The sequence below is a fragment of the Pseudomonas costantinii genome (genome assembly GCF_001870435.1).
Taxonomy (GTDB): Bacteria; Pseudomonadota; Gammaproteobacteria; order Pseudomonadales; family Pseudomonadaceae; genus Aquipseudomonas; species Aquipseudomonas costantinii.
The window spans coordinates 1-24,973 of sequence record NZ_MDDR01000024.1; the positions used below are offsets into that span (position 1 = coordinate 1).

A 24,973-nucleotide genomic window follows, 5' to 3' on the forward strand; every position below is an offset into this window, starting at 1 on the left:
CCACCCGCCAGTCTTCGCGCAGGGTTTCACCTTCGCCAAGAATCTTTTCCACGAAAATCGGCACATGCCACTTGGGTGACAGCGCGTCGACGCGACGACGCAGCTTGCGACAATAACCGCGCGGGTCGGCCAGCCCGTCGATATGGTCGATGCGCAAACCATCTACCAGGCCTTCACTGATCAGCTCGAAAATCTTGCCGTGGGTCGCTTCGAATACGGCGCTGCGCTCAACGCGCAGGCCACCCAACTCGTTCACATCGAAGAAGCGCCGCCAGTTAATATCGTCCGCCGCCGTGCGCCAGCTAGCGAGGCGGTAGGCCTGCTGCTCAAGTAACGGATGCAGGCGATTGAATCCCTCAGGCTGACGCCCGTCGAACTCGGCGACCCTGTGTTCAATGGCTTGCAGCACGTCGCTCTCAGTGGCCCGTTCGGCCAGCGCGTGTTTGAGCCAGGCGGCTTCTGAATAAGCGTCTTCTTGATAGGCGAGGGCGGTGAAGCGCTCGGCCAAGGGTTCCAGTAATTCATCACTACCCAGGATCGCCGCGTAATCCTTTGGGCAGATTGGAAAGCGGTGTTCGTAATGCTCGACGTAAAACGCGCCATGCTCGGCGTCGAAATGCAGCGCCAGGGCACCCGTTTGCAAGGCGTCGCCGTAATCGCTGCCAAGAAATGGCATCAGCAATTGACCCGCGAGCAGCGGGTCGGACGAGTGCCATTGGATATCGAAAAATTCGCTGTAGGGACTCAATCGACCCCACTCCAACAGGTCCAGCCACCACGGGTTATCGGCACCGCCCACGGCCATATGGTTGGAGACGATATCGAGGATCAGCCCCATGTCGTGTTCACGCAGCGCCGCCACCAGACGGCGCAAGGCAGGCTCGCCGCCCAGTTCAGGGTTAACCGTGGTCGGGTCCACGACGTCGTAGCCATGCATGGAGCCGGCGCGCGCACTGAGCAGCGGCGAGGCATACAGATGGCTGATACCTAACCGGGCGAAGTACGCCACCAGCGGCACTGCATCATCCAGGGTAAAACCTTTATGGAATTGCAGGCGCTGGGTGGCACGCAGCGGCAGTGCCGTCATCGGTCACGCTCGTGGGCCTGGTTGCGCGCCACCGCGAGCAGTTCGAGGCGGCGGGCGGCGCTATCGTTGTCGAGCAGGCTGGCGGCCTCACCCGGCAGGCGCCGCCGCCAATTAGGGTGTGTGTCGATCGTGCCGGGCAAGTTGGCTTGCTCTTCGATGCCCAGCGCATCTTCCAGCGGCAACAACACCAACGGCGCGCGGGTGTGGCCGAGGTAGCGCACGCTGGCGTCGATCACGTGGTCGGTGTCATTGCGGATCTCATCGACGAAGTTCTGCGGGTCCTGGCTCAAGGCCTGGCGCAGCGCCTGGCGTTCGCGCAGGCGGTGTTCGCTCCACTGCTCCACGGTAGGCGCATCGATCAGGTCGAGTTGGATATTCCATTGGATATCGCGGCTGTGCCACCAGCCGTTGAGGGTAGGCAAGTCGTGGGTGCTGGTGGTTGCCAGGGCGTTGTCTGGCCAGTCGAGGATCGGCTTGAACTGGCCGTCGTGGTTTTGCTCGAACAACAAGACGCGCATGCCGAGAATCGAACGGCCGATGAGTTTTTCGCGCAGGCCATCGGGCACCGTGCCGAGGTCTTCGCCGAGAACGATGGCCTGGTGACGGTGAGATTCCAGCGCCAGCAGGCGCAGCAGGTCATCCACCGGGTAATACAGATAAGCACCTTCACGCGGGGACGCGCCCATGGGGATGACCCAGAGGCGTTGCAGGCCCATCACATGATCGATCCGTAAGCCGCCGGCATGCGCGAAGTTTGCCCGCAGCATCTCGATAAAGGCGCGAAAGCCGTTGCGCTTGAGGCCTTCCGGAGAAAACGCGGAGATCCCCCAGCCTTGGCCGGCACGATTGAGGATGTCAGGTGGCGCGCCGACGGTGAGGTCGGCCAGTAATTCATCCTGACGGCTCCAGGCCTGGCTGCCGCCGCCGTCGGCGCCGACGGCCAGGTCGGCAATCAGGCCGACGCCCATGCCGCTGCCCCGCGCGGCTTGTTGTGCGCGTTCCAGGCAACGCGCGATCAGCCATTGGCTGAAGGCGAAGTAGCCGATCTCATGGCGATTTTCTTCGGCGAACTGTGCCAGTGCCGGGCTTTGCGGGTTGCGCCATTCCTGCGGCCAGTGACGCCAGTCGAGGTCTTCGCCTGCGGCGGCGCGAGCGGCTTGCACGGCTTCGAAGCGGCAATGGTTTTCCAGGGCTTCGCCGCCAGCCTGGCGGAAGCTGAGGAAGTCGGCATGCTGCGGATGCTCGCCGTGGCGGAAGTCTTCGTATAGCGCGCGCAACAAGCGTTGCTTGGCCTTTGCGGCGGCAGGCCAGTCGATCAGGGTGTGCTGTTCCAGGGTGTGCAACTCATCCGCCAAGCCGAGAGCTTCGATGGCGTTGCGCACCTCGCGCTCGCCGAGGATGCAGCCGGGTGAGGCATACAGGCTGTTAAGAAACAGACGGCTGGAAGGTGAGTACGGGCTATAGCGCTCGGTGTCGGCGCTGAACATCGCGTGCATCGGGCTGATGGCCAGGGCATCGGCACCGCGCTCGGCGGCCGAGCGGGCCAGATGCTCAAGCGCCAAGGTGTCACCAAAACCGCCATCGCCCAGGCGACGCAGTGCATACAGTTGGGCGCTCAGGCCCCAGGCGCGGGCTGGTTGGCTGTCGACTGCCTCGGCCACGCTGTAGCAGTGGGTGGGGGCCACCGCCAAGGTGAATGTCTGGTTCCCGATGTGCACCTGATGGTAGCCCAAGGCGATAACGCCGGGCAGCACGGCGTTGCCGTCGAGGCGCAACTCCAGGGTTTCGCCGTTTTCCAGATTGATTCGGCACAGTGTGTCGGGTTCGAAGTAGCGCGCCAGGTCCAGGCCTTCAGCGCTGTCGATGGTCATTAAGGGTGGCAGGTGCTTGTCTTGTTGCACCTGTTCCAGTTCCAGCAGGCTGGCGTCGATTTCTGCATCGGTATCGGCCGGGTGGCCCAGGCCTTTGAGAACCGCACGCAGGGCGCCGGGTTTCACATGGTGCGGGCGGCCGTTTGCGTCGATCCAGTCGACGGCCAGGCCCGCTCGGCTGGCGAGAATTTCCAGGTTCGCTTCGCTCAAGGGTGTTCTCCAACAGGGGATAAGGCCACGCGTGCGCTGAACGGCGCCAACTGCGCCTCTTCTTGGGCAGGCGTCTCGAATAGCAGGTGCTTCGGCGCGGGGTGAGCCAACGGTGTCGCGCTGAGGTTGAGGTCGATCTGCAACACGCTGCCGTTACCCAGGCGCCAGCGGGCGGTGACGGCACCGTCTGCCAACACCTGCGCGCCCAAGGCCACGCTGCCCGGCAAATGCGGCACGATATGTCGGTGACGCAGGCTCAGCAGGTGGCGGTAGAACTGGGTGTGCTGGTTTTCGCTGAAGGTGGGTGATGAGTGCAGGAAGGTCGGCAGGGCATTGGGGTCGGGGATGCGTGCGCGCCGTTCGGGATCATGGAAGGCGGCGAAATCAGCAAACTCATTGCGCCGGCCTTCGCGCACCGCTTCGGCCAGTTCGCCGTGGTGATCGGTGAAAAACAGGAACGGCTCGGCGGCGTTAACTTCATCGCCCATGAACACCAGCGGGATCATGGGCGACATCAGCAATAACGTCGTTGCCGCTTTCAGAGCCTGGGGCGAGCACAATTGATGGAGGCGTTCGCCCAGGGCGCGATTGCCGATCTGGTCATGATTCTGCAAGAACAGCACGAAGGCGCTGGGCGGCAAATGCCCGCTGGGTTCACCGCGTTTATCGCCATGGCGAGTGGTGTGGCCCTGATAGATAAAACCTTCGCCCAGGCAGCGTGCCAGCTTGGCCGTGGTGTCGTCGGCAAAATCGCTGTAATAGGCATCGGTTTCGCCGGTCAGCAGCACATGCAGGGCGTTGTGACCATCGTCGTTCCACTGCGCATCGAAATCGTGTTCCAGCAGGCTGGCCTGGTTGAGTTCGTTTTCCAGCACCAGCCACACATGGCGGCCGATATCGGTTTGCTGGCGCACCCGTTGCGCCAGTTTCTGCAAAAAACCTGGGTTGTCGATGGCGTGTACCGCGTCCAGGCGCAGGCCGTCGAAGCGGTATTCGAGCAGCCACATCAGTGCGTTATCGAGAAAAAAATCGCGCACTTCACGGCGATCAAAATCAATGCCTGCGCCCCATGGCGTGTGCACGTCCTGTTGAAAGAAGCCTTTGGCGTATTGGCCCAGGTAATTGCCGTCGGGGCCGAAGTGGTTGTAGACCACGTCGAGGATGACTGCGATGCCGTGTTCGTGGGCGCTGTCGATCAAGTGCTTGAGTTGTTCGGGCGTGCCGTAGGAGGCTTGGGGTGCATAGGGCAGGACTCCGTCGTAACCCCAATTGCGCTCGCCGGGAAATTGCCCCAAAGGCATCAATTCAATCGCGGTGATGCCCAGCTCGGCCAGGCGCGAAAGGTGCTGTTCGACTGCTGCGTAGCCGCCCAGCGCGCCGACATGCAGTTCGTAGATCACCGCCTCATGCCATGGGCGGCCTTGCCACGGGCTGTGTCGCCATTGATAGGCGAGCGGGTCGACGACCAGGCTCCAACCGTTCACATCCAAGGCCTGAGCCCTGGACGCCGGGTCGGGTACATCCGTTTCGCCGTCGATGTTGTAGCGGTAGCGAGTACCTGCCGGGCACCGTACCTCCACGTCAAACCAGCCCTCTGCCTGGGGCAGCATGGCGATGGATTTGCCGTCTTCCAGTTCAACGCTGACATAAAATGCATCGGGCGCCCACAAGGCAAAACGCGTGTGTTGCGCGTCCAGCATGATTGCGCCGTGGGGCCAGGTTTCCAGATTCCGTGATGGCATCTATGAAGCCCTCCCTTGATTACTTAGCGGATTTCCCCAAGGCCTTGGCCACCAGTTGTTCGTACAGTTCGGCATAGGGTTCCACGGCCTGACACCAGTTGAAGGGTTGGGTCATGGCGCGGCAGCGCATGGCGTTGAGCAGGCCGGTGTTGGCGAATACCTTAAAGGCACGACTCAGTGCTTCTTCGTAGCTGGCGACGGTGGATTCATTGAACAGGAACCCGGTAACGCCATTTTCGATGGTGTCCGCCAGGCCGCCGGTGTTACGCGCAACCGGCAATGAACCGAAGCGCTGGGCGTACATTTGGCTTAGGCCGCAGGGTTCATACCTCGATGGCATCAGCAGGAAATCGCTGCCGGCGAACATACGACGGGCATCGGTCTCGTTAAAGCCGATACGCACGCCGACTTGGCCTGGGAAGCGCAGGGCCAGTTCACGCATGGCGTGTTCTTCTTCCGGCTCGCCACGTCCGATAATGGCAATCTGGCCACCGTTTTCGACGATAAACCCGGCGACCGCTTCGGTGAGGTCCAGACCTTTTTGATAGACCAGGCGCGAGACCACGGCGAACAGCGGACCGGCGCAGTCGTGCAGGCCAAACAGCTCGCGCACATGGGCGGCGTTGACGGCCTTGCCTTCCCAATCGCCGATATTGAAGTTGTGGGTCAGGTGAGTGTCAGTGGCGGTTTCCCAGCTTTCGTCGATGCCATTGGGGATACCGCTGAGCAGGCCTTGCTGTGTCTTGCTGGCCAGGAAACCATCGAGTCCACAGCCAAATTCCGGGGTGGTGATTTCCTGGGCGTAGGTGGCGCTCACGGTGGTGATGTGGCTGGAGTACGCCATGCCGGCCTTGAGGAACGACATCTTGCCGTAGAACTCCATGCCTTCTTGTTGCAGGGCATGCGGGGGAATACCCAGCTCAGGAGTAGATGCCAGACTGACTACGCCCTGATACGCAAGGTTGTGGATGGTAAACAGGGTCGGCGTACGTGACCCACGCCAGTGCATGTAAGCCGGGGCCAGGCCGGCGGGCCAGTCGTGGGCGTGCACTAAGTCTGGGCACCAGTGGATTTGTGCGAGGTTGGCGGCCATGTCGGCGGCGGCCAGGCCCAGGCGGGCAAAGCGAATATGGTTGTCCGGCCAGTCGCGACCGTTGTTGGCGCCGTAAGGCGTGCCTTCACGCTCATAGAGTTCAGGGCAGATCAATACGTAGATGACCAGGCCGTCCTTGAGGTCCATGCGCCCGATCTTGCACGGCGGCAGCGCGGCGTGGCCACCCAGTTCGCCGATGATGTGGATCGGGTTGTCGCTTTCCATCACTTGCGGATAACCGGGGATCAATACCCGTACATCGTGCAGGTGGGCCATGGCGCGGGGCAGGGCTGCAGACACGTCGCCCAAGCCGCCGGTTTTCACCAGGTCGGCGAATTCTGAGGTAACAAACAACACTTTCTTGCGATTGGGGTTCTGACTCACGATCGGCCGCGCGGTGGTGGGCAGGTCGGCCAACGAAGTCGGTCCCCCTGCCGCCTGACTGACACGCTCTCCCTGAAGATCTACAGCGGCACTGATCATAGTTCTCTCCCAATATTGGTAGGCTAATGGCCCGCTGCCACTAGCTCCGATGGCCGCATCCTGCGGCCAGGCGCACAAGCACTGTACAAACTGGCAAGGCGTATGCCAGTTGCATGATTAGCTCAAAAAGATTGGATGGACGGGCATTCGGCGTGAACCGAATATGCTCGCCTTACCTTAAAACTGGACCTGCGGCAGAGTTGTAAAGTTTCGATTTTTTGCGGGGTTTTTGTTTTGAAACGGACCCATCGGTCATCAGTCTAGGACAGAATCTAGAGCCTGTAGGGTTTCTGGAGAAATTTTGTAGGACAAAAAACTTGTAACCATATGCACGGTTTAAAACTGGGGATGAACGGCTGGGGCGTTGTGGCGAGCAGGCCCGCCCTGCGTTGGGCTGCGAAGCAGCCCTAAAACGGACACCCGGGATAAATCTGATGCACCGAAGCAGCCTACTGGGGGCGCTTTACACTCCAATGCAGGGCAAGCCTGCTCGCCACAGGCCTGCACTCGCTCTTAAATGGTGCGAGGCTTGATCAGCCCAGCACGCGAATGGGGGCTTGTTTCGCCCAGGCTTGAATGTCTTCAATCATTTGCTGATAAAACTGCCGGTAATTCTGCTCGCTCACATACCCCACATGCGGGGTGGCGAGTACGTTGGGCAATCGACGAAATGGATGATCAACCGGCAGCGGCTCCTCGGCATACACATCCAGCGCCGCGCCCGCCAGGCGTCCCGTTGACAACGCCTGCACTAGCGCCTGCTCATCCACAATCGGCCCACGCGCGGTATTCACCAACCGCGCCGTGGGCTTCATCCAGCCCAGCGCCTCGGCATCCACCAAGCCGCGACTGCGCTCGCTGAGCACCAAGTGAACGGTGAGAATGTCGGCTTGCTCAAACAGCTCGCGCTTGCTGACCCAGGTCACCCCTGACTCGGCCGCACGCTCCGGCGTGAGGTTCTCACTCCAGGCAATCACCCGCATACCAAACACCTGGGCAAATTGCGCAACTTTCTGGCCAATGCTGCCCAACCCGAGAACTCCCAGCGTCTTGCCATACAAATCGCCACCCAGGCCAACCTGCCAGTTGCCGGCGCGCAGGGAGTTGGCTTCGGCCAGCAGGTTACGGGTGGAGGCCATGATCAACGCCCAGGTCAATTCCGGCGCCGCCTGCTTATAGCTGTCGGTGCCACAGACCTGGATGCCGAGCGCCTTGGCCGCGTGAATGTCGATGGCGGCATTACGCATGCCGCCGGTCACCAACAGCTTGAGGTCTGGCAAACCTTGCAGCAGCGCCTTGTCGAAGGTGGAGCGTTCACGCATCACGCAAATGACGTCGAACCCCTGCAAACGCTTGGCCATCGTGGCGGTATCCGCGGGGTAATCGTGAAGGAAATGCACCTGGCCCAAAGCTTCCAGGACTGACCAGTCCACCACGCCACTGGCCACATTCTGCCAATCATCAATAACTGCGATCTGTACCGACATTCACGAGTGCCTCGAAAAAGGTTGGATTAAAGGGCGTTCAAACCCTGCAACAGCGTCTTGTGAAACTGGGCCGGTTCTTCCATCTGCGGCGCATGCCCCAGGCCAGGGAACTCCACCAGGGTTGCATGGGGGATCAGCTTGGCGACCTGCTTGCCAAGCACATCGTAGTGACCCAGCCTGGCCTTGACCGCAGGCGGCGCGATATCGCTACCGATGGCGGTGGTGTCGGCCGTGCCGATCAACAGCAGAGTGGGCATCTGCAAGTCTTTGAACTCGTAGTACACCGGCTGATTGAAGATCATGTCGTAAATCAATGCTGAGTTCCATGCGACCTGGGTATGCCCCGGCCCTTTATTCAGGCCTGCGAGCATGTCGACCCAACGCTCGTACTCGGGTTTCCAGCGCCCGACGTAATACGTATTGAGTTCATAGTTGCGGATGCTGTCGGCGCTGAGTTTCAGTTCGCGTTCATACCATTGGTCGACGCTGCGATAGGGCACGCCCAGCGCCTTCCAGTCCTCCAAGCCTATAGGGTTGACCAGCGCCAACTGCTCGGTTTGCGCCGGGTAGAGCAGCGCGTAACGGGTGGCGAGCATGCCGCCGGTGGAATGGCCTACCACCGTCGCTTTTTGAATGCCGAGGGTTTGCAATAGTTGGTGGGTGTTGAGCGCCAATTGCTGGAAGCTGTACTGGTAATGGTCAGGTTTGCTGGAGGTACAGAAGCCGATCTGATCCGGTGCTATTACTCGGTAACCGGCGTTGCTCAAAACCTTTATCGATTCATCCCAGGTGGCGCCACAGAAGTTCTTGCCGTGCATCAGCACAACGCTGCGCCCGTTGGCCTTGCCCTTGGCGGGAACGTCCATGTAACCCATCTGCAGGTTTTTGCCCTGGGATTGGAAGGTGAAATGTTCGACCGGATAGGGGTACTGAAAGCCTTGCAGCTCGGGGCCATAGGCGTGGCCTTCAGTTGCGGCGAGGGCGGGAAGGGTGGCGCTCAGCAGCAGGCTGACGGCGCAGAGTGAGCGGATCAACGTCATGGGCCAGGCTCCGGTAATAGTGCCCGGATGCTGTGGCGCAGGGATTAAGCGCAGATTAACGGAGCGCGGCGAGAGGCCGCCAGCGCTCCGTTAGTCATCGGGTTAAAGGGCTTTCAAGCCTTGCAGCAACGCCTTGTGAAATTGCTCCGGTTCTTCGATTTGCGGCGAATGGCCTAGGCCTGGGAATTCCACCAGGGTTGCATGGGGAATCAACTTGGCCACCTGCTTGCCCAGTACCTTGTAATTGCCGATCTTCGCCTTGACTTCCGGTGGCGCCAGGTCGCTGTTAATGGCGGTAGTGTCGGATGTGCCGATCAACAGCAGAGTAGGCATCTGCACGTCCTTGAACTCGTAGTACACCGGCTGGGTGAAGAGCATGTCGTAGATCAACGCCGAATTCCACGCGACTTCCTTACGGCCGGGACCGTTGTGGAGCCCCACCAACATGTCTACCCAACGGTCGTATGCCGGTTCCCAGCGCCCTACGTAGTAGACGCGCTGTTGATAGTTACGCACACCTTCGTAGGTCAATCTGCTCTCTGCTTGCGCCCATTGGTCGACGGTGCGGTAGGGTACGCCGAGGGCTTTCCAGTCTTCCAGGCCGATGGAGTTGACCATTACCAACTGCTCGGTTTGCGTCGGGTATTGCAAGGCGTAGCGGGTGGCGAGCATGCCTCCGGTGGAGTGGCCCATGATGGTGGCCTTTTTAATGCCGAGCTTTTCCAACAGTTGATGGGTGTTGAGTGCCAGTTGCTGGAAGCTGTATTGGTAGCCATCGGGCTTGGTGGAGGTACAGAAACCTATCTGGTCGGGAACCACGACCCGGTAGCCCGCGTCGCTCAGGGTCTTGATCGAGCCTTCCCACGTGGCGCCGCAGAAGTTCTTGCCGTGCATTAGCACGATGCTGCGGCCATTGGGCGTGCCTTTGGCCGCCACATCCATGTAACCCATCTGCAATGACTTGCCTTGGGACTGGAACTCGAAACGTTTTACCGGATATGGGTATTCGAAACCCTGAAGTTCAGTGCCGTAGGTGATCTCTTTACTGGTGGCGCAGCCGGTAAGGGTGGCAGCCAGTAGCAGGCCGGTGAGGTAGAGCGTACGTGTCGGTCGCATCGGGTGTCTCCGAGGTGAAAAGCCGGATGCTGTCGGGAAGCGATTAATCGAGGATTAACCGATTAAGACAGTCGATAGGCACAGCTCAAAGACGCGAAAAAACAGAAGATTCCTACGTAAAAACGCGCAGCGCCGTGGATATGTGTAGGAAGTTAGGGGGGGCGGGGGGCGTTACGTCTAGCTGTCAAAAATGACAGTGGCGACCAGCGGCAGGTGTTACGGATGTGTGAGCTGGCTCATGGTCACTAGCGCCAGCACCCCATATCGGGCGCCTTTGGCCAAGGTAACCACTAACATGAATCGCCAAAATGGCTCGCGCATGACCCCAGCCACCAATGTCAGGGGATCCCCGATAATGGGTACCCAACTGAGCAACAACGACCAATGGCCCCAGCGTTGATAGTGGGTGCGGGCTTTTTCCAGTCTATTGGGGCTGACCGGAAACCAGCGCCGCGCCTTGAACCGTTCAACCGAGCGCCCCAGCCACCAATTGACCACCGAGCCCAACACGTTGCCGACGGTGGCGATCGCGAGCAGCAGCCATAGGCTGTAATGCCCGCTGATCAACAGGCCCACCAGCACCGCCTCCGATTGCATCGGCAACAGCGTGGCGGCACCGAAGGCGGCGAAAAACAGTCCCAGGTAACCGGCGAGCATCAATCAACGTGCCGGATAGTCGGCCACCACCACGTCGTGGCCTTCACGGGTCAGGCCGATGACCTGATAGGCGTCGCTCTTACCGTCCACCTCCATACCGGGCGAGCCCATGGGCATGCCCGGGGCCGCAACACCCAGTAAGTCGTCACGCTTGCGTAAAGCCAGCACTTGTTCGGCAGGCACATGGCCTTCGACGAACTTGCCGTCGATCACGGCGGTGTGGCATGAGCCCAAGCGTGGCGCCACACCCAGGCGTTGTTTGACGGCGCTCATGTCGGTTTCGACATGGTCATTGACCTTGAAACCATTGCTTTCCAGATGGCTGATCCACTTCTTGCAGCAGCCACAGTTGGCGTCGCGGTGTACGTCGATAGGGATCAGGTCAGCCGCCTGGGCCAGGGTGGTGGTGAACAGGGCGGTGAGCAGGGCCAGTCGCAATGGGATTTTCATGGGGAGCTCGCGAGTCGGAAGAGGTCGCGATCATGACGGCCTCATCGAAGGCAAGCCAGCTCCCACAGAGGGTGGTGCTTGTCAGTAATGTTTCAAAATTATACGAAGGCGGTGTTTTCCAATCGCTGCTTGAGCTGGTCCAGTGCAAGGGTTGAGAGTTCCACTATGCGCTCATGCAAAGTCGCGAGTTGCAATTCGGTCTCATAGGTCAGCACGCGTTTGAACAGCGTGCCGCCGCGATGGGGCTGCAGGAAATAATGAATGGAGCCGTCTACGACCAGGGAGGTGAACACGGTCTTGAATTCACTGGGCGGGCGGGCTATTTGCACGCGATAACTCATGGGCACGCGTACGCCGAGCAGGTCGATGACTTCGGTAAAACGGGCGCCGACCGGGAGAGAACCGCTGGTGCCGGTGTCGGCACTAAGAGACGTGGGGTGCCATTCGTGCCAGCGATCAGGCTGGGTCACGTAGTCGTATACGACCTCGATAGGGGCCTCTATAAAGAGTTCCTGGCTGATCCGTTCCAAGCGGACATGTTGCTCGACAGCGTGCATGACACACCTCCTGTGTGGCGAGATTTTGCACTGGGAGCTGTCAGAATAGTCGCACTCCCGCGCTTTGCACGGGAGTACTCAGGCAATTGATCAGCGGACTTTAAAGCGGCTCATCAACGTGATCACCCGGCCATTGGCATCCAACAGGCTTTGGGTATTGGTTTGCGTGGCATGGCCGCTTTGCACCAGTTCTTCGACCATATGTCGGATCTGCACCATGCTGCGGTTGATCTCTTCGGTCACCGCGCTTTGCTGCTCGGCGGCCGTGGCGATCTGCGTGCTGAGGTTGTTGATATGGCTGACCGAGCCGGCCATCTCATCCAAGCCGGTGTTGACCCGTGCCGTGGCATCCGCCGCTGACTGGCAACTGGCCTGGGTGTTTTCCATGGCGGCCACTGATGAACTGACGCCGCTGGTCAAGCGCGCAAGCATCTCGTTGATCTGCGAGGTACTGGCCTGGGTCCGCGCGGCGAGTGCCCGCACTTCATCCGCCACCACTGCAAAACCACGTCCTTGTTCACCGGCACGCGCCGCTTCAATCGCCGCGTTAAGCGCCAGCAAGTTGGTTTGACCGGCAATCGCGCCGATCACACCGAGGGTTTCGGTGATGCGTGCGGCGTCCTGGCGCATGGCTTCCACGGTGTGGGTGGCGCTGGAGACTTCGCCGATCAAGGCGCTGACGCTGGTTGAGGCCTCACCGACCACCACGCGGGAACGGTCGGCATGTTCGTTGGCGCGTTGAGTGAAGGCAGCGGTTTCGGCGGCATTTTGCGCAACGGTGTCGGCGGTGGAACTCATTTCGGTAATCGCCGTGACCGTTTGGTCGGTCTCCGAAGCATGCCGCACCAGGATCTGATTAGTGTGGGCCGAGGTCTGCTGCAATTGCTCAAGCCCTGAAGACATGGCGCCTGTGGCCTGGGTCACTTCGCCAATCATGTTTTGCAGGTAGACGATAAAGCGGTTCACCGAGTGGCCGATGGCCCCCAGCTCATCTTCGGCGCGAATAGTGATGCGCCGCGTCAGGTCGGCATCGCCGGCAGACAGCGCATCGATATTGGTCTTCAGCGACTTCATGCGCTGCACCAGTTGGCGAATCGCATAGGCCGCGAGCAGCACCAGCAATAACACCATCGGAATTTGCAGCAGGGCCAGGGTGCCGAGCACGTCATCGCGCTGGGCGGTGATCAGTGAAGTGGGCAGGGCGGTGGCGAGGAACCACGGCGTGCCTTCAATCGGACGCATATAGAAGGTACTGGCGACGCCCTGGTTGTCGAACTCGCTACGTTGCAGCGCCTGGTCACGATGGGCCAGGGCCTTGCTGACTTGGGCGGCGAAGGCCGAGGTGCCGGCCAGCTCGCTGATGTTCTTCAACACCACCGGGCTGTTGATGCGCGAGCTGTTACTGATGATCTTGCCATCGCCTTCGACGATGAGCATCTGGCCGCCGATATCTTTTTCCTTGCTGGCCACCAGATCATTGAAGAAGCCCAGGGTCACGTCGATGGTGGCTACACCGTAGGCCGCGCCATCCCGCTGGATCGCCATGGCGCAGTTGGTGCGCGGTTCCTGGCTGGCGTCGTCCTTGTAGGCGGCAGCCCAGGCGCATTGGCCGCGAGGTGAGGCGAGGCCGCCTTTGTACCAGCTCTGGTCGTAATAGTTGGGCGCGGCGTCGCTGTTCCAGAAGGTATTCACCGCCAACTTGCCCGAAGCATCGCGGTGCCAGAACGTGCTGTGTTTATTGCGCCCAGGGGTGCGCTGGTTGGGCAGCGGCCAGATACCGCCACCGAAGACTTTCAGCTCGCCATACTGGTCCACCAGGCCGGGCAGGACCTTGTCGATGGCGTCGCTGTCGAGCAGAGGAATGGTTTGGGTGATGCTGCGCTGCTGGGCTTGAACCTTGTTCAGCTCGCCCTGGATTTGCTCGGCCACCTCAGCGACGCGGTTGAGCACCACCTGTTCTTCAGTCTGCCGTAGCTTGGGCGCGACCAACTGGCCGATACCCACCACGGTCAACACAAATAACACCAGGACGAACAGCACCAGAAACAGGGTATAGCGGGTTTGGATGGAGCGCAGTGGGGGCATGGGGCCGTCCTTACGAAGCGTTTATTATCGACGCGGCTTTGTTAGAGCTTCGTAGGGCTATCGGCTTGGGATGACGGAGCTTTAGGTACGATCGTACAAGAAAAAAGGAGCGCGGTTTGACGGCGCTCCGGGGTGATAAACACTAGATATCCAACATCGCCATCACTGCCTCGGGGTAGCGCAGGCCTGCTGTGGCATCGGCCGGGAAGATGGCATCCAACATTGCCCGCTCAGAGGGGTTGAGGGTGACCGAGACAGCGGCCACATTCTCTTCCAGGTATTTACGTTGTTTGGTCCCTGGAATCGGAATGATGGAGTCGCCCTGTGCCAACACCCAGGCCAACGCCAGTTGCCCGGCTGTCACACCTTTGTCGGCCGCCAGTGCCTGGACCTGTTTGACCAACAACAGGTTTTTCGCAAAGTTCTCGCCCTGGAAGCGCGGGCTGAAGCGGCGGTAATCGTCGGCATCGAAGTCGTCCGGGCTTTTCAGTGCGCCGGTGAGAAATCCCCGGCCCAGTGGGCTGTAGGGCACAAACGCGATGCCCAGGCGCTGGCAGGCAGCGAGGCAGCCGTTGTCTTCCTGGTCGCGGCTCCACAGTGAATATTCGCTTTGCAGGGCGCTGATGGGGTGCACTTTATGTGCGCGCTCCAAAGTGGCGGCGGACGCCTCGCTCAGGCCGAGGTAACGCACCTTGCCCTGTTTCACCAGTTCGGCCATGGCGCCGACAGTTTCTTCGATGGCCACATCCGGGTCGATGCGATGCTGGTAGTACAAATCCAGGGTTTCCACGCCCAGGCGTTGCAGGGTGCCGTTGATTGCGTCGCGAATGTACTCAGGGCGGCCATTCACCCCACGCAATGCCGGGTTAGCCGGGTCGCGAACGATGCCGAATTTACTCGCCAGAAACACCTGATCGCGCTTGCCGACGATGGCTTTGCCGATCAGTTGTTCATTGGTATGGGGGCCGTACATGTCGGCAGTGTCAAGGAAGTTGACGCCCAGTTCCAGAGCACGATGCAGGGTAGCGGTAGCCTCTGTGGTGTCGGTGCCGGTGGTGTAGAAATCGGTCATGCCCATGCAGCCGAGGCCGATGGCAGAGACGAGTGGGCCGTTTGTACCGAGTTGACGGGTTTGCATGGGTTCAGCTCCTGGGTTGGGAAGACCCCTATTGTTATCCTCGACAAAACTGGGATAAACCGGCTAAAACCACTATCACTATTCGTAATATCTAAATAATCCACGGAGGAGTCGGCCCTTGGACCGTTTTAACGCGATGCGCGTGTTCACACGGATTGTTGAACTGGGCGGGTTTGCCAAGGCGGCCGACAGCCTGCAACTGCCGCGAGCTTCAGTGACCATCCTGATCAAACAGTTGGAAGCGCACCTCGGCGTGCAACTGTTGCAGCGCACTACGCGCCAGGTCAGTCCGACCCTGGACGGCGCGGCGTATTACCAGCGCTGTGTACAGTTGCTGACGGACCTGGAGGAAACCGAGGCGGTGTTTTCCACCCGGCGGCAAAACCCACGCGGCACCTTGAGCGTGGATATGCCGTCGGGGATCGGTCGATTGATCGTGATTCCCGCGCTGCCGACGTTCACTGCGCGCTACCCACAGATCGAGCTGGAAATCGGCCTCAACGATCGCACGGTGGACCTGATTCGTGAGGGCGTGGATTGCGTGCTGCGTGGCGGCTTGGCCCTGGACGAATCACTGGTCGCCCGGCCTTTGGCGATGATGGATCAGTTGACCCTGGCCAGCCCCGGCTACCTCGAACGTTTCGGCGTGCCCAGTGCACTGGACGAGTTGGCAGGACATCAGATGGTCGAATACGTCTCCAGCGCCAGCGGCAAGCGCTTCGGCCTGGAGTTCCAGGTGGGCACTGAGCTGCGCGAAGTCAATTTGCCGAAGGTAGTCGCCGTCAACAGCTCCGACGGTTATTTCGCCGCGTGCGAGGCCGGTTATGGGTTGATCCAGGCGCCGTACTACCACGCCAGGCGGCAGTTGGCTGAGGGCACATTGGTGGAAGTGCTGCCACACCTTGCGCCGCCGAAAATGGCGCTGACCGCGCTGTATCCGCCCCATCGTCAGTTGTCACAACGGGTTCGGGTATTTATCGATTGGTTGGTGGAACTCTGTGCCCGCTCTGGCACGGGGTTGCAGCGCTAAGCCTGAGCCTTGCGATAAGCCCCCGGCTGTTGCCCGGTAACCTTGTGAAACGCGCGAGTGAACGCCGCCACCGATTGATAACCCACTGCCGGCGCCACATCCGCCACAGTCTGGTCTGCCTTGAACAGCTGGCAGGCATGGCGCATGCGCATCATCAACAGCACTTGCCCGGGTGATTGCCCGCACAACTCGTTAAAGCGTTTAAAAAACGCCGAGCGCGACAGCCCGGTGCAGGCCGCCATGCTTTCCAGTGTCCAGGGCTCTGCCGGGCGCGCGATCAGTTGCTCCAGCAGGTTGGCGAACGCCGGTTGCCGACCCAGCGCTGGCAGGCCGCCGAGGTCAGTGTTGTCGAGCACTTGCTGACGCAGTACATACAGAAACAACAGGTGACAAAGACGTTCGAGCAAGGCGGAAGAGGGCGCGGGAGTGCGTTCACATTCTTGCAGGATCAGTTCGAACAGGTTACGTGCGGCGGTCAGCGATGGGTCGCCGGCACGCAGGATGATCCAGGCGGGCAGGGTGTCGACGATCATTGCCGACAAGCCGGATTGGAAATGAAAGAAGCCGCAGACCAATCCCACACCGTCGCTGGCTGTGGTGTCCAGCGGCAACATCGGACGTCGAGGGCATTCCTGCGCGCCCGCCGCCGTAGCCTCGTCGGACAGCCGATACACCAAGTCACGTAACAGAAACACGGCATCGCCATTGTTCAATCGTTGCGGTGTAGATTCACCGTCGATATGCAGCCAACACTCGCCCTGCACAATCAGATGAAAACTCGCGCTGGCCAGGCCATGGGTGCTCGCATGCCAGCCGCCACAATAGCGGCCGACATGAAACAAACTGGTGTTGAGTTCGAGGCTATCTAATAACCAATCGACAAGTGCACTGGACGAATTCATCTAATGGAAAGACTCAAGAGCAAGTAATCGCTACTTTAGCCTATTGAGGCGATTTTTTATAACCAACAGACTGGGTACACGAACCCATCAGGAGACCACTCCATGTCCCGTGTACCGTTGCTAACCCTCGAAACTGCGCCGGAAGCGGCCAAACCCTTCCTGGAAAACGCCCTGAAAGGCTCGGGTTTCATTCCCAATCTGCTCGCCGTATTGGCCAACGCACCGGCTGCGCTGGAAACCTACATCACCGTCTCCGGCCTCAACGCCAAGGCGGAGCTGAGCCTGGCCGACCGCGAAGTGGTGCAACTGATTGCCGCCACGACCCATGGTTGCGACTTTTGCGTCGCCGGTCACACCGCCGTAGCACGCAACAAGGCCAAGCTGCCGGAGGAGGTGATTGCCGCCTTGCGCCAACGCGGCGAACTGCCGAATGCCCGCTATGAGACACTCGCTGCGTTTACCCGTGAAGTGATCGCCACCCGGGGTGATGTGAGTGACGCAGGGTTTGAGGCGTTCCGTGCCGCCGGCTACTCCGACGGCCAGGCCCTGGAAGTTATTTTGGGCGTGAGCCTGGCAACCTTGTGCAACTTCGCTAATGTGTTTGCCCGCACCCCGCTGAACCCGGAGCTTGCGCAATACCGTTGGGAAAAACCGGCAAGCTGAAGGCGCGCACGCGTCGGTGATGTTCCACCTGCTGTAACAAGGAGATACATGAATGCTTGACCCAATCTTGAGCCGTTGGCTCGATGTTCAAGCGCAGGCCCTGGATGTGGGCAGTTGCGATCCACAGGAAGTGCTGCCAAGGCTGGCAGAGGCCAATATTTTACGTATTGGTGTGCCGACAGCGTTCGGTGGCCTGGGCGGTGATGTGACCGGCGCGGTGGAAGCCATCGCCAATGTCGCCAGTCATTCCCTGGCGGCGGCGTTTGTGTGCTGGGGCCAGCGGTCCTTTATCGAATACCTGCTGCAAAGCCCTAATGAGCGGCTGCGTGAGCAACTGATGCCGGACTTGCTCAGTGGCAAGCTGGCCGGGGCCACAGGGCTGTCGAATGCGATGAAGTTTCTGTCGGGCATCGAGACGCTGCAAATCAGCGCCGAGCCGACGGTCGACGGCTGGACCCTCAACGGGCGCCTGCATTGGGTGACCAACCTGCGCAAGAATGGGTTTGTCGCGGCTGCCGCGATCGAGCATGCCGCAGGCGGCGCGCCGTTTATCCTGGCAATTCCCGATTCGGTAGCGGGCTTGCAACGCTCTCGTGATCTGGAACTACTGGGGCTGCAATCGAGCAACACGGCAGCACTTGGACTGGAAGGCGTGGAGCTGAGCCGTGAGTGGTTGTTGCACGACGATGCGCGCAAGTTTCTGCCGGCCGTACGTCCAGCATTTCTTGGCTTGCAATGTGGCATGTCGATTGGCTTGGCGCGTCGCTCCTTGGCGGAAGTGGCTAACCACCTGGGGGCGAGCCGCACGGTCTTGCGCGAAGAGTTGGAAGCGCTGCGCGTGACACTGGACCACCTGGTAAACGACCTGAAGAAAGGCCTGTTGGCCGGGCGTTTTGCGGTGGAGCCGGTGCCGTTGTTCAAGCTGCGTATTGCTCTTGCAGAAACCGCCGCCAGCGCCGTGCAGCTTGAACTGCAAGCCAGCGGCGGCAAGGCCTACCTCACAGCCCACGGCAGTGGTTTTGCGCGGCGCTGGCGTGAGTCGGCTTTCGTACCGATCGTGACGCCAAGCCTGGTGCAATTGCGCACCGAACTGCAGCGTCAGGCCACTCTATGAGTCAGGCGGTATTAACTGCCCAGGGTATTTGCCTGGGGTACACCAGCGGACCCGTGTTGCAAGGGTTTGACTTGCAATTGCAGCCCGGTGAAGTGGTGTCGATCCTTGGCCCCAGCGGTGTCGGCAAGTCCAGCCTGCTGCGAGTGCTTGCTGGCCTTCAGGCGCCGCAGGGTGGAAGTGTGCGAGTGTTGGGCGAGTCGTTGAGTGGCCCTCATCCACGTGTGGCGGTGGCGTTTCAAGACCCCAGCTTGTTGCCTTGGTTGAACCTGGAAAAGAACGTCGCCTTCGGCCTGGATTTCGCCCGCCAGCCGCACTTGAGTGTTGAAGAACGGCGCCACCGTGTCGACCACGCCATCGCGGCGGTCGGCCTGGAACACGCCCGTCAGCAATTTCCTGCGCAGTTGTCCGGCGGTATGGCGCAGCGCACCGCATTGGCCCGCTGCCTGGCGCGTCAACCGCAAGTATTGCTGCTGGATGAGCCGTTCGGTGCGCTGGATGAAGTGACGCGTGCCGACATGCAGCACCTGCTGCTCAAGGTCAATCGCGAGCAGGGCTCGGCTGCGGTACTGATCACCCACGATATTGATGAAGCGCTGCTGTTGTCCGATCGCATCCTGCTACTGGGAAACCGCCCGGCGCGGACGTTGGGCGAATGGCGAATCGAGCTGCCGCAACCGCGTGAAGAACAGGTTGAGGCCATCGGCGCTCTGCGTATCGACATTCTGAAAACCTTACGGCAGGCGAGCCGCCCTCAACCCAACCCCCTTGAACTGCTGGAGCCTAGCCATGTGTCTGGATGACTTGACCCACTCGCGCCGTGACTTTCTCAAACTGTCGGCGGTGCTCAGCGCTGCCGGTGCCTTGCCGCTATTGAGCAGTTTGCAAGCTCGCGCCGCCAACGAGCCGGATGCGCCGGTGCGCATCGGCTATTTGCCGATCACCGATGCCACGCCACTGCTGGTCGCGCACAACAATGGTCTGTTCGAAGCTGAAGGCATCAAGGCGGAGCGCCCAGTGCTGCTGCGCAGTTGGGCGCAGGTGATCGAGGCGTTTATTTCCGGGCAGGTCAACGTGATTCACCTGTTGTCGCCGATGACGGTGTGGGCGCGCTACGGCAGTAAAGTGCCCGCTAAAGTAGTCGCCTGGAACCACGTCGGTGGTTCAGGCTTGACCGTATCGCCTGGCATTACCGACGTAAAACAACTGGGCGGCAAGTCAGTGGCGATTCCGTTCTGGTACTCGATCCACAACGTAGTGGTGCAGCAACTGTTCCGCGATAACGGCCTCACGCCAGTGGCGCGTGCTGCCGGCAGTGGGATTGCCGCCAACGAGGTCAACCTGATCGTGTTGCCGCCATCGGATATGCCGCCCGCCCTGGCCAGCAAACGCATCGATGGCTACATCGTCGCCGAGCCGTTCAACGCCCTTGCGGAAAACCTCAAGGTCGGTCGCGTGCAGCGTTTTACCGGTGATGTGTGGCGCAACCATGCGTGCTGCGTGGTGTTCATGCACGAGCATGACCTGACCCACCGCCCGGAATGGTCGCAAAAAGTGGTAAATGCCATCGTCAAGGCGCAGGTGTGGACGCGCGACAACCGCGAAGAGGCGGTGAAGCTTTTGTCCAAGGACGGTCCGAACCGCTACACGCCGCATGCGGAACCCGTGTTGAGCAAAGTCCTCGCACCGGCTGCCAGCGACCGTGCGGCCTACCTGGCCGATGGTGCAATCCAGCATGCACATTGGGATGAACACCGCATCGACTTCCAACCCTATCCATTCCCCAGCTACACCGAGGAACTGGTGCGCCGCTTGAAGGACACCTTGATCGAAGGCGACAAAAAATTCCTCGCCGACCTCGACCCGGCGTATGTCGCCAAAGACCTGGTGGACGACCGCTTTGTGCGCAACGCCATCGAGGCCGTGGGCGGCATGAAGACGTTCGGTTTGCCGGACGGTTATGAGCGGCACGAGGAGATTGGCGTTTGAACAACGGCAGAACCTTCGCATGGCCGGGCTGGTTACTGGGTATCAGCGGCTTGGCAGGTTTGCTGGTGCTGTGGTGGCTTGGGGTGAAAGTGTTTGGCGAGGCCGACGGTTTGTCGGCGCGCTTCTCGTTGGCCGCCACCTTCAGCAGCCTGTGTGAATTGCTTGGGCGCAGCGAGCTGTACCTGCACATCGCTGTCAGCCTGAAACGTATTTTTGTCGGGTTGTTTCTCGCATTACTGGTGGGTGTGCCGCTGGGACTGCTGGTGGGCAGTTCGCGCAACCTGGAAGCGACCACCACGCCGGCTTTTCAGTTTCTGCGGATGATCTCGCCATTGTCCTGGATGCCCATCGTGGTGATGTTAATGGGGGTAGGGGACCAGCCGATCTACTTCCTGCTGGCCTTTGCCGCCGTGTGGCCGATCATGCTCAACACCGCTGCCGGCGTGCGTCAGTTGGACCCACGTTGGTTGCAATTGAGCAAAAGCCTGAGTGCCACGCGCTGGGAAACCTTGCGTCGGGTGATCATTCCCGGGGTGGTGGGGCATGTGTTGACCGGCGTGCGCTTGGCCATCGGTATTTTGTGGATCGTGCTGGTGCCGTGCGAAATGCTCGGGGTCAGTGCGGGGTTGGGGTATTACATCCTCGATACCCGTGATCGGCTGGCCTATTCGGAGCTGATGGCGATGGTGTTGCTGATCGGGCTATTGGGATTCGCCCTGGATGCGTTTGCGCGTTGGTTGCACCAGCGGTGGGTGCACGCGGGCTGAACCTGGAATGTCTCGCTTTCCGACCTGGAAAGCGAGACAAAGGTGTGATCAGCGGCGTTCGTAGCCTGGGCCGCCGTCATAGCGGTGGTCATGCCAGCCGCCACCGCCGCCGCGGGGGAAGAAGAAGCAGCCGCTCATGGTCAGCATGATCAGCAAGGGAATCAGCAGTGTGATTCGACGTAACATTTGAAAATCCTCTAGGGTACTCACAGGGTCAATCAGGCGTTGGACGAGCCAAAGTTTTACATCGCCTGTAACATAGGACCCTGCCGACCCCAATCCATCCCCGCGACCGGGTATGTGCTTGGCATGTTCGGCGATACAAAGTGGATACATTCTTAAGGTTCAGGAACCCGTCATGACCCAAAAGCAACGTTTGAAATATTCGATTCTGATTTCCCTGGTGGTGCTGGGGACGATGTTCGGCCTGTCCTACTTGCAGAACACTGGGGTAATCAGCGAGAAAACGTTCCAGTACATCGCCATTGCCGTGGCGGTGACCGTGGTGGTGATCAACGGCATCATGCGCCGCAAGGTCAAGCCTAACTTCTGATTCAGGCGCGACCGTCGAGCACTTTGGCAGCCTCTTCATGGAGGCTGTAGCTTTTATCGGCATTGAGGGTGATCACGCCCTCGCTACACAGGCGCTTAAGCACCTCACGCACGCTGAGAAACGACAACGGGATGCCCAGCTCCAGCAAATGGCTGTGCACGCCACGTACCCCCAAGGTGCGCCTGTTGTCGGCTGCCGTGAGGAGGGCGTCGATGACCTTCAGCCGAATCAGGCTGGTGCGCAAACCGAAACACTTGAGTAAATGGCGAATACGCTGGTTGCCTTGCTGTTCGGGCGCTTTGCCGAACCCTTCTGCGCCGCTGCCAAACGTGGCGTCGGCAGTCGCTGGATGTCCGTCCGTGGGCAGTTGCGAGTTGTACATGCAAAAACTCCTTATCAGAGCCTGATCAGGAAAATGATGGCGCTCTTAGTCAATAAGACGAACGAGCGAGGTAAATCATGAAGTGCCGGATGTAGAAATTTTGTCAGTGTCGGATTTGTCACAGCAGGGCGTCCCTGAATGAACGTGACGGGTGACTAAATTATTCCCGGTTGAATGCGTCTTTACGCAAGGGTAACTGCCCCTTGTGAGGGTGTTCAATTTGACTGTGGAGCTTGCGTGATTATTTCCAACGGGTTGTCCAGGGTGTGTGTTGCCGGGGTGTTGCTGGGGTTGAGCCTGGCGGCATCGGCGCGAGAGCAGGTGACACAAACATCGGCGGATATCCGTCGCACCACGTTTGGCGTGCCGCACATTCGCGCCACCGATGAGCGCGGCCTGGGGTATGGCATCGGTTACGCATATGCCCAGGACAACCTGTGTTTGCTGGCTAACGAAGTCATTACCGTGAGCGGTGAACGGGCCAAATACTTCGGCCCTGAGCAGTCGACCCTGGAACAGCGCAACAACCTTGTCAGTGATGTGTTTTTCACCTGGCTGAACCCCCCAGAGGCTGTCGCGACGTTCTGGAAAGCACAGACCCCGCAGATACAGCAGCGAATTGAAGGCTATGTGGCGGGCTATAACCGCTATCTGAAAGAGCAGGGCGCACCAACGCAGTGCCAGGCGGCCTGGGTAAGGCCTCTCGGCGTTGAGGACTTGGTAAAGCTCACGCGTAGGTTGCTGGTGGAAGGTGGTGTCGGCCAATTCGCCGAAGCTCTGGTCGGCGCTACCCCCCCTCAAGCCACTGCCAGCGTACAACCCAACGGCAAAGCCTTTGAACTGGCGGCTGCCAATCAGCAGCGCTTCGCTTTGGACCGTGGCAGCAACGCCGTAGCCATAGGCCGCGATCGCTCGTTTAATGGCCGTGGCATGCTGCTGGCCAACCCGCATTTTCCGTGGGTCGGTGGCATGCGTTTTTATGAAATGCACCTCACCATCCCCGGCCAACTGGATGTGATGGGCGCAGCTTTGCCGGGCTTGCCGGTGATTAATATTGGCTTCAACCAGCATGTGGCCTGGACGCATACGGTCGACACGTCGAAGCATTTCACGTTGTATCGCCTGACCCTTGATCCACAAGACTCCACCCGGTACATGCTGGACGGTCAATCTGTCCCCCTGGATAAAACCACGGTAACCGTGAAGGTCAAGCAAGCCGATGGCAGCCTGAAGGCACAGCCGCATGTGGTCTACAGCTCGCAATTCGGCCCGGTGGTGCAATGGCCCGGCAAACTGGATTGGGACAGCCACTACGCTTTCAGCCTGCGCGACGCGAACCTGGGCAACGACCGCGTGCTGCAACAGTGGTATTCAATGAACCGCGCCACCAGCCTCAAAGAGCTGCAAACCTCAGTGCACACCCTGCAAGGCATCCCCTGGGTTAACACCGTTGCCGCGGATGACCAGGGCCAGAGCTTGTACATGAACCTGTCGGTGGTGCCCAACGTCAGCGCCGCCAAACTGGCGCAATGCAGCGACCCGCGCGCCGGACTGCAATTGATCATGCTTGACGGCGCCCACAGCGCCTGCGCCTGGGACGTCGACCCGCGTGCGGCGCAGGCCGGGATCTTCCCTGCCGACCAACTGCCGCAACTGGAGCGCACCGACTACGTACAACACTCCAATGACTCGGCGTGGTTGGTTAACCCCAAAGCGCCGCTGACGGGTTTCTCACCTGTGATCAGCCAAGACCACATCGGCCTCGGCCCTCGCGCCCGCTTCGCCGTACAGCGTCTGCACTTTTTGGAGAAACAGCCGATCAGCGTGGCAGACCTGCAAAACATGGTGATGGACAACGAGGTGTACCTCGCCGGCCAGGTAATGCCCGACCTGTTAGCGTTTTGCGCCAAGCACCTGGGCAGCGACGCGACTGCCTTGCAGTCACTGTGCAGCAGCCTGAAAAACTGGGACCAGCACGCCAACCTCGACAGCGGTGTGGGCCTGGTGCACTTCATCAATATCGTGGAACACCTGCAGCAAATCCCCGACGCCTGGCGTGTGGCTTTCGACCCAGCCCAGCCGTTGACCACGCCACGCGGCCTGGCCATCGACCGTGAGCCTGTCGCCAAGGCCCTGCGCGAAGCCATGCTCGTTTCGACGGCAGACGTAAGCAAACTCAGCCTGACGCGCTGGGGCGATATCCAAGTCAGTGGCCAAACCCCGATCCATGGTGGCCCGCAACAACTGGGCATCTACAACGCCATGCAAACCGTGCCCCGCGCCGACGGCAAACGCGAAGTAGTCAGCGGCAGCAGCTACCTGCAAATCGTCACCTTCAACGACAAAGGCCCGCAAGCCTTGGGCGTACTCGCGTTCTCCCAGTCCAGTGATCCCGCGTCGAAATACTCCAAGGACCAGACCCAAGCGTTTTCCGAGAAAAAACTGCGCCCATTACCGTTCACCGAAGCTCAGATCAAGGCTGACCCGCAGTATCAGGAGCAGGTCATTAAGGAGTAGGGCGGGCACGCAACCCCTTGATGCCACTGCGAAATATTTTTGA

At 60.1% G+C, this 24,973-nt stretch carries 23 protein-coding genes and 1 pseudogene; 8 read left to right on the forward strand and 16 right to left on the reverse strand.

The features are described 5' to 3' along the window. The 13 genes and pseudogenes from BFL40_RS12385 to BFL40_RS12440 form a co-directional block, all read right to left on the reverse strand. On the reverse strand, positions 1 to 1,087 hold a 1,087-nt coding region (locus tag BFL40_RS12385), incomplete at its 3' end, for an alpha-amylase family glycosyl hydrolase (protein WP_256254404.1). Continuing rightward, positions 1,084 to 3,168, reverse strand: coding sequence for a 4-alpha-glucanotransferase (malQ, locus tag BFL40_RS12390; RefSeq protein WP_071484262.1), 2,085 nt, complete (start codon positions 3,166 to 3,168; stop codon positions 1,084 to 1,086). The genes BFL40_RS12385 and malQ, both read right to left, overlap by 4 nt. After that, positions 3,165 to 4,910, reverse strand: a complete 1,746-nt coding sequence (treZ, locus tag BFL40_RS12395; RefSeq protein WP_071484263.1) for a malto-oligosyltrehalose trehalohydrolase — start codon at positions 4,908 to 4,910, stop codon at positions 3,165 to 3,167. The genes malQ and treZ overlap by 4 nt, the downstream gene beginning before the upstream one ends. Positions 4,911 to 4,929: 19 nt before the next feature. Beyond that, the gene (gene glgA / locus BFL40_RS12400) at positions 4,930 to 6,486 is read right to left on the reverse strand and encodes a glycogen synthase GlgA (RefSeq protein ID WP_071484264.1); all 1,557 of its coding nucleotides are present in this window, start codon (positions 6,484 to 6,486) and stop codon (positions 4,930 to 4,932) included. Positions 6,487 to 7,019: 533 nt separating this feature from the next. Then, positions 7,020 to 7,973 carry a D-2-hydroxyacid dehydrogenase family protein gene (locus tag BFL40_RS12405; protein WP_071484265.1) on the reverse strand — a complete coding sequence of 318 codons (954 nt, stop codon included), beginning with the start codon at positions 7,971 to 7,973 and terminating at the stop codon, positions 7,020 to 7,022. A 26-nt stretch (positions 7,974 to 7,999) separates the two neighbouring features. After that, entirely contained in the window at positions 8,000 to 9,013 is a 1,014-nt protein-coding gene (locus BFL40_RS12410; RefSeq protein WP_071484266.1) for an alpha/beta fold hydrolase, read from the reverse strand. 102 nt (positions 9,014 to 9,115) lie between these two features. Next, the gene (locus tag BFL40_RS12415; protein WP_071484267.1) at positions 9,116 to 10,129 is read right to left on the reverse strand and encodes an alpha/beta fold hydrolase; all 1,014 of its coding nucleotides are present in this window, start codon (positions 10,127 to 10,129) and stop codon (positions 9,116 to 9,118) included. 216 nt (positions 10,130 to 10,345) lie between these two features. Then, on the reverse strand, positions 10,346 to 10,786 hold the full coding sequence (locus BFL40_RS12420; RefSeq protein ID WP_071484268.1) for a YqaA family protein: 441 nt from the start codon (positions 10,784 to 10,786) through the stop codon (positions 10,346 to 10,348). Between the two features lie 3 nt (positions 10,787 to 10,789). Beyond that, positions 10,790 to 11,236, reverse strand: coding sequence for a DUF411 domain-containing protein (locus BFL40_RS12425; protein ID WP_071484269.1), 447 nt, complete (start codon positions 11,234 to 11,236; stop codon positions 10,790 to 10,792). Between the two features lie 98 nt (positions 11,237 to 11,334). Next, positions 11,335 to 11,793 carry an SRPBCC family protein gene (locus BFL40_RS12430; RefSeq protein ID WP_071484270.1) on the reverse strand — a complete coding sequence of 153 codons (459 nt, stop codon included), beginning with the start codon at positions 11,791 to 11,793 and terminating at the stop codon, positions 11,335 to 11,337. A 90-nt stretch (positions 11,794 to 11,883) separates the two neighbouring features. Further along, on the reverse strand, positions 11,884 to 12,729 hold the full coding sequence (locus BFL40_RS34590; protein WP_439896722.1) for a methyl-accepting chemotaxis protein: 846 nt from the start codon (positions 12,727 to 12,729) through the stop codon (positions 11,884 to 11,886). A gap of 15 nt (positions 12,730 to 12,744) precedes the next feature. Beyond that, a pseudogene (locus BFL40_RS34595) lies at positions 12,745 to 13,878 on the reverse strand (HAMP domain-containing protein); the annotation flags it as partial. Between the two features lie 142 nt (positions 13,879 to 14,020). Next, complete coding sequence (locus BFL40_RS12440; RefSeq protein WP_071484272.1) at positions 14,021 to 15,016, reverse strand: aldo/keto reductase; 996 nt, start codon at positions 15,014 to 15,016, stop codon at positions 14,021 to 14,023. Between the two features lie 118 nt (positions 15,017 to 15,134). Between BFL40_RS12440 and BFL40_RS12445 the strand changes: the two genes are divergently transcribed. Further along, the gene (locus tag BFL40_RS12445) at positions 15,135 to 16,046 is read left to right on the forward strand and encodes a LysR family transcriptional regulator (RefSeq protein ID WP_071484273.1); all 912 of its coding nucleotides are present in this window, start codon (positions 15,135 to 15,137) and stop codon (positions 16,044 to 16,046) included. Here BFL40_RS12445 and BFL40_RS12450 read toward each other — a convergent pair. After that, on the reverse strand, positions 16,043 to 16,948 hold the full coding sequence (locus BFL40_RS12450; RefSeq protein WP_071484274.1) for an AraC family transcriptional regulator: 906 nt from the start codon (positions 16,946 to 16,948) through the stop codon (positions 16,043 to 16,045). The genes BFL40_RS12445 and BFL40_RS12450 overlap by 4 nt on opposite strands. 102 nt (positions 16,949 to 17,050) lie before the next feature. Between BFL40_RS12450 and BFL40_RS12455 the strand changes: the two genes are divergently transcribed. The 5 genes from BFL40_RS12455 to BFL40_RS12475 are packed head-to-tail and all read left to right on the forward strand — an operon-like array spanning position 17,051 to position 21,478. Further along, on the forward strand, positions 17,051 to 17,611 hold the full coding sequence (locus BFL40_RS12455; protein WP_071484275.1) for a carboxymuconolactone decarboxylase family protein: 561 nt from the start codon (positions 17,051 to 17,053) through the stop codon (positions 17,609 to 17,611). Positions 17,612 to 17,663: 52 nt separating this feature from the next. After that, entirely contained in the window at positions 17,664 to 18,725 is a 1,062-nt protein-coding gene (locus BFL40_RS12460) for an acyl-CoA dehydrogenase family protein (protein WP_071484276.1), read from the forward strand. Beyond that, the gene (locus tag BFL40_RS12465) at positions 18,722 to 19,525 is read left to right on the forward strand and encodes an ABC transporter ATP-binding protein (protein ID WP_071484277.1); all 804 of its coding nucleotides are present in this window, start codon (positions 18,722 to 18,724) and stop codon (positions 19,523 to 19,525) included. Before BFL40_RS12460 ends, BFL40_RS12465 begins: the two co-directional genes overlap by 4 nt. Further along, on the forward strand, positions 19,512 to 20,711 hold the full coding sequence (locus BFL40_RS12470) for an ABC transporter substrate-binding protein (RefSeq protein WP_071484278.1): 1,200 nt from the start codon (positions 19,512 to 19,514) through the stop codon (positions 20,709 to 20,711). Before BFL40_RS12465 ends, BFL40_RS12470 begins: the two co-directional genes overlap by 14 nt. Then, positions 20,708 to 21,478 carry an ABC transporter permease gene (locus BFL40_RS12475; RefSeq protein WP_071484279.1) on the forward strand — a complete coding sequence of 257 codons (771 nt, stop codon included), beginning with the start codon at positions 20,708 to 20,710 and terminating at the stop codon, positions 21,476 to 21,478. Before BFL40_RS12470 ends, BFL40_RS12475 begins: the two co-directional genes overlap by 4 nt. A gap of 48 nt (positions 21,479 to 21,526) precedes the next feature. Here BFL40_RS12475 and BFL40_RS34075 read toward each other — a convergent pair whose 3' ends face one another. Further along, positions 21,527 to 21,664: a hypothetical protein gene (locus BFL40_RS34075; RefSeq protein WP_162843025.1), complete on the reverse strand. Its 138-nt coding sequence runs from the start codon at positions 21,662 to 21,664 to the stop codon at positions 21,527 to 21,529. 172 nt (positions 21,665 to 21,836) lie between these two features. Between BFL40_RS34075 and BFL40_RS12480 the strand changes: the two genes are divergently transcribed. Beyond that, a complete protein-coding gene (locus tag BFL40_RS12480; protein WP_053255884.1) occupies positions 21,837 to 22,031 on the forward strand; it encodes a hypothetical protein in 195 nt (64 codons plus the stop codon). Between the two features lies 1 nt (position 22,032). Here BFL40_RS12480 and BFL40_RS12485 read toward each other — a convergent pair whose 3' ends face one another. After that, on the reverse strand, positions 22,033 to 22,413 hold the full coding sequence (locus BFL40_RS12485; protein ID WP_071484280.1) for a fe2+ zn2+ uptake regulation protein: 381 nt from the start codon (positions 22,411 to 22,413) through the stop codon (positions 22,033 to 22,035). A gap of 237 nt (positions 22,414 to 22,650) precedes the next feature. On the opposite strand from BFL40_RS12485, the gene pvdQ reads away from it, so the two are divergent. After that, positions 22,651 to 24,930, forward strand: coding sequence for a bifunctional acylase PvdQ (gene pvdQ, locus BFL40_RS12490; RefSeq protein WP_071484281.1), 2,280 nt, complete (start codon positions 22,651 to 22,653; stop codon positions 24,928 to 24,930). The last annotated feature ends 43 nt before the right edge of the window (positions 24,931 to 24,973 follow it).

Bases quoted from the DNA above. Each gene is read 5' to 3' on its own strand.
- glgA (WP_071484264.1), bottom strand. From the start codon at position 6,486: ATGATCAGTGCCGCTGTAGATCTTCAGGGAGAGCGTGTCAGTCAGGCG.
- BFL40_RS12430 (WP_071484270.1), bottom strand. From the start codon at position 11,793: ATGCACGCTGTCGAGCAACATGTCCGCTTGGAACGGATCAGCCAGGAA.
- treZ (WP_071484263.1), bottom strand. From the start codon at position 4,910: ATGCCATCACGGAATCTGGAAACCTGGCCCCACGGCGCAATCATGCTG.
- BFL40_RS12460 (WP_071484276.1), top strand. From the start codon at position 17,664: ATGCTTGACCCAATCTTGAGCCGTTGGCTCGATGTTCAAGCGCAGGCC.
- BFL40_RS12425 (WP_071484269.1), bottom strand. From the start codon at position 11,236: ATGAAAATCCCATTGCGACTGGCCCTGCTCACCGCCCTGTTCACCACC.
- BFL40_RS12455 (WP_071484275.1), top strand. From the start codon at position 17,051: ATGTCCCGTGTACCGTTGCTAACCCTCGAAACTGCGCCGGAAGCGGCC.
- BFL40_RS12480 (WP_053255884.1), top strand. From the start codon at position 21,837: ATGACCCAAAAGCAACGTTTGAAATATTCGATTCTGATTTCCCTGGTG.
- BFL40_RS12420 (WP_071484268.1), bottom strand. From the start codon at position 10,786: ATGCTCGCCGGTTACCTGGGACTGTTTTTCGCCGCCTTCGGTGCCGCC.
- BFL40_RS12470 (WP_071484278.1), top strand. From the start codon at position 19,512: ATGTGTCTGGATGACTTGACCCACTCGCGCCGTGACTTTCTCAAACTG.
- BFL40_RS12410 (WP_071484266.1), bottom strand. From the start codon at position 9,013: ATGACGTTGATCCGCTCACTCTGCGCCGTCAGCCTGCTGCTGAGCGCC.
- BFL40_RS34590 (WP_439896722.1), bottom strand. From the start codon at position 12,729: ATGATTGGCGAAGTGACCCAGGCCACAGGCGCCATGTCTTCAGGGCTT.
- BFL40_RS34075 (WP_162843025.1), bottom strand. From the start codon at position 21,664: ATGTTACGTCGAATCACACTGCTGATTCCCTTGCTGATCATGCTGACC.
- BFL40_RS12465 (WP_071484277.1), top strand. From the start codon at position 18,722: ATGAGTCAGGCGGTATTAACTGCCCAGGGTATTTGCCTGGGGTACACC.
- BFL40_RS12415 (WP_071484267.1), bottom strand. From the start codon at position 10,129: ATGCGACCGACACGTACGCTCTACCTCACCGGCCTGCTACTGGCTGCC.
- BFL40_RS12440 (WP_071484272.1), bottom strand. From the start codon at position 15,016: ATGCAAACCCGTCAACTCGGTACAAACGGCCCACTCGTCTCTGCCATC.
- BFL40_RS12485 (WP_071484280.1), bottom strand. From the start codon at position 22,413: ATGTACAACTCGCAACTGCCCACGGACGGACATCCAGCGACTGCCGAC.
- BFL40_RS12450 (WP_071484274.1), bottom strand. From the start codon at position 16,948: ATGAATTCGTCCAGTGCACTTGTCGATTGGTTATTAGATAGCCTCGAA.
- BFL40_RS12405 (WP_071484265.1), bottom strand. From the start codon at position 7,973: ATGTCGGTACAGATCGCAGTTATTGATGATTGGCAGAATGTGGCCAGT.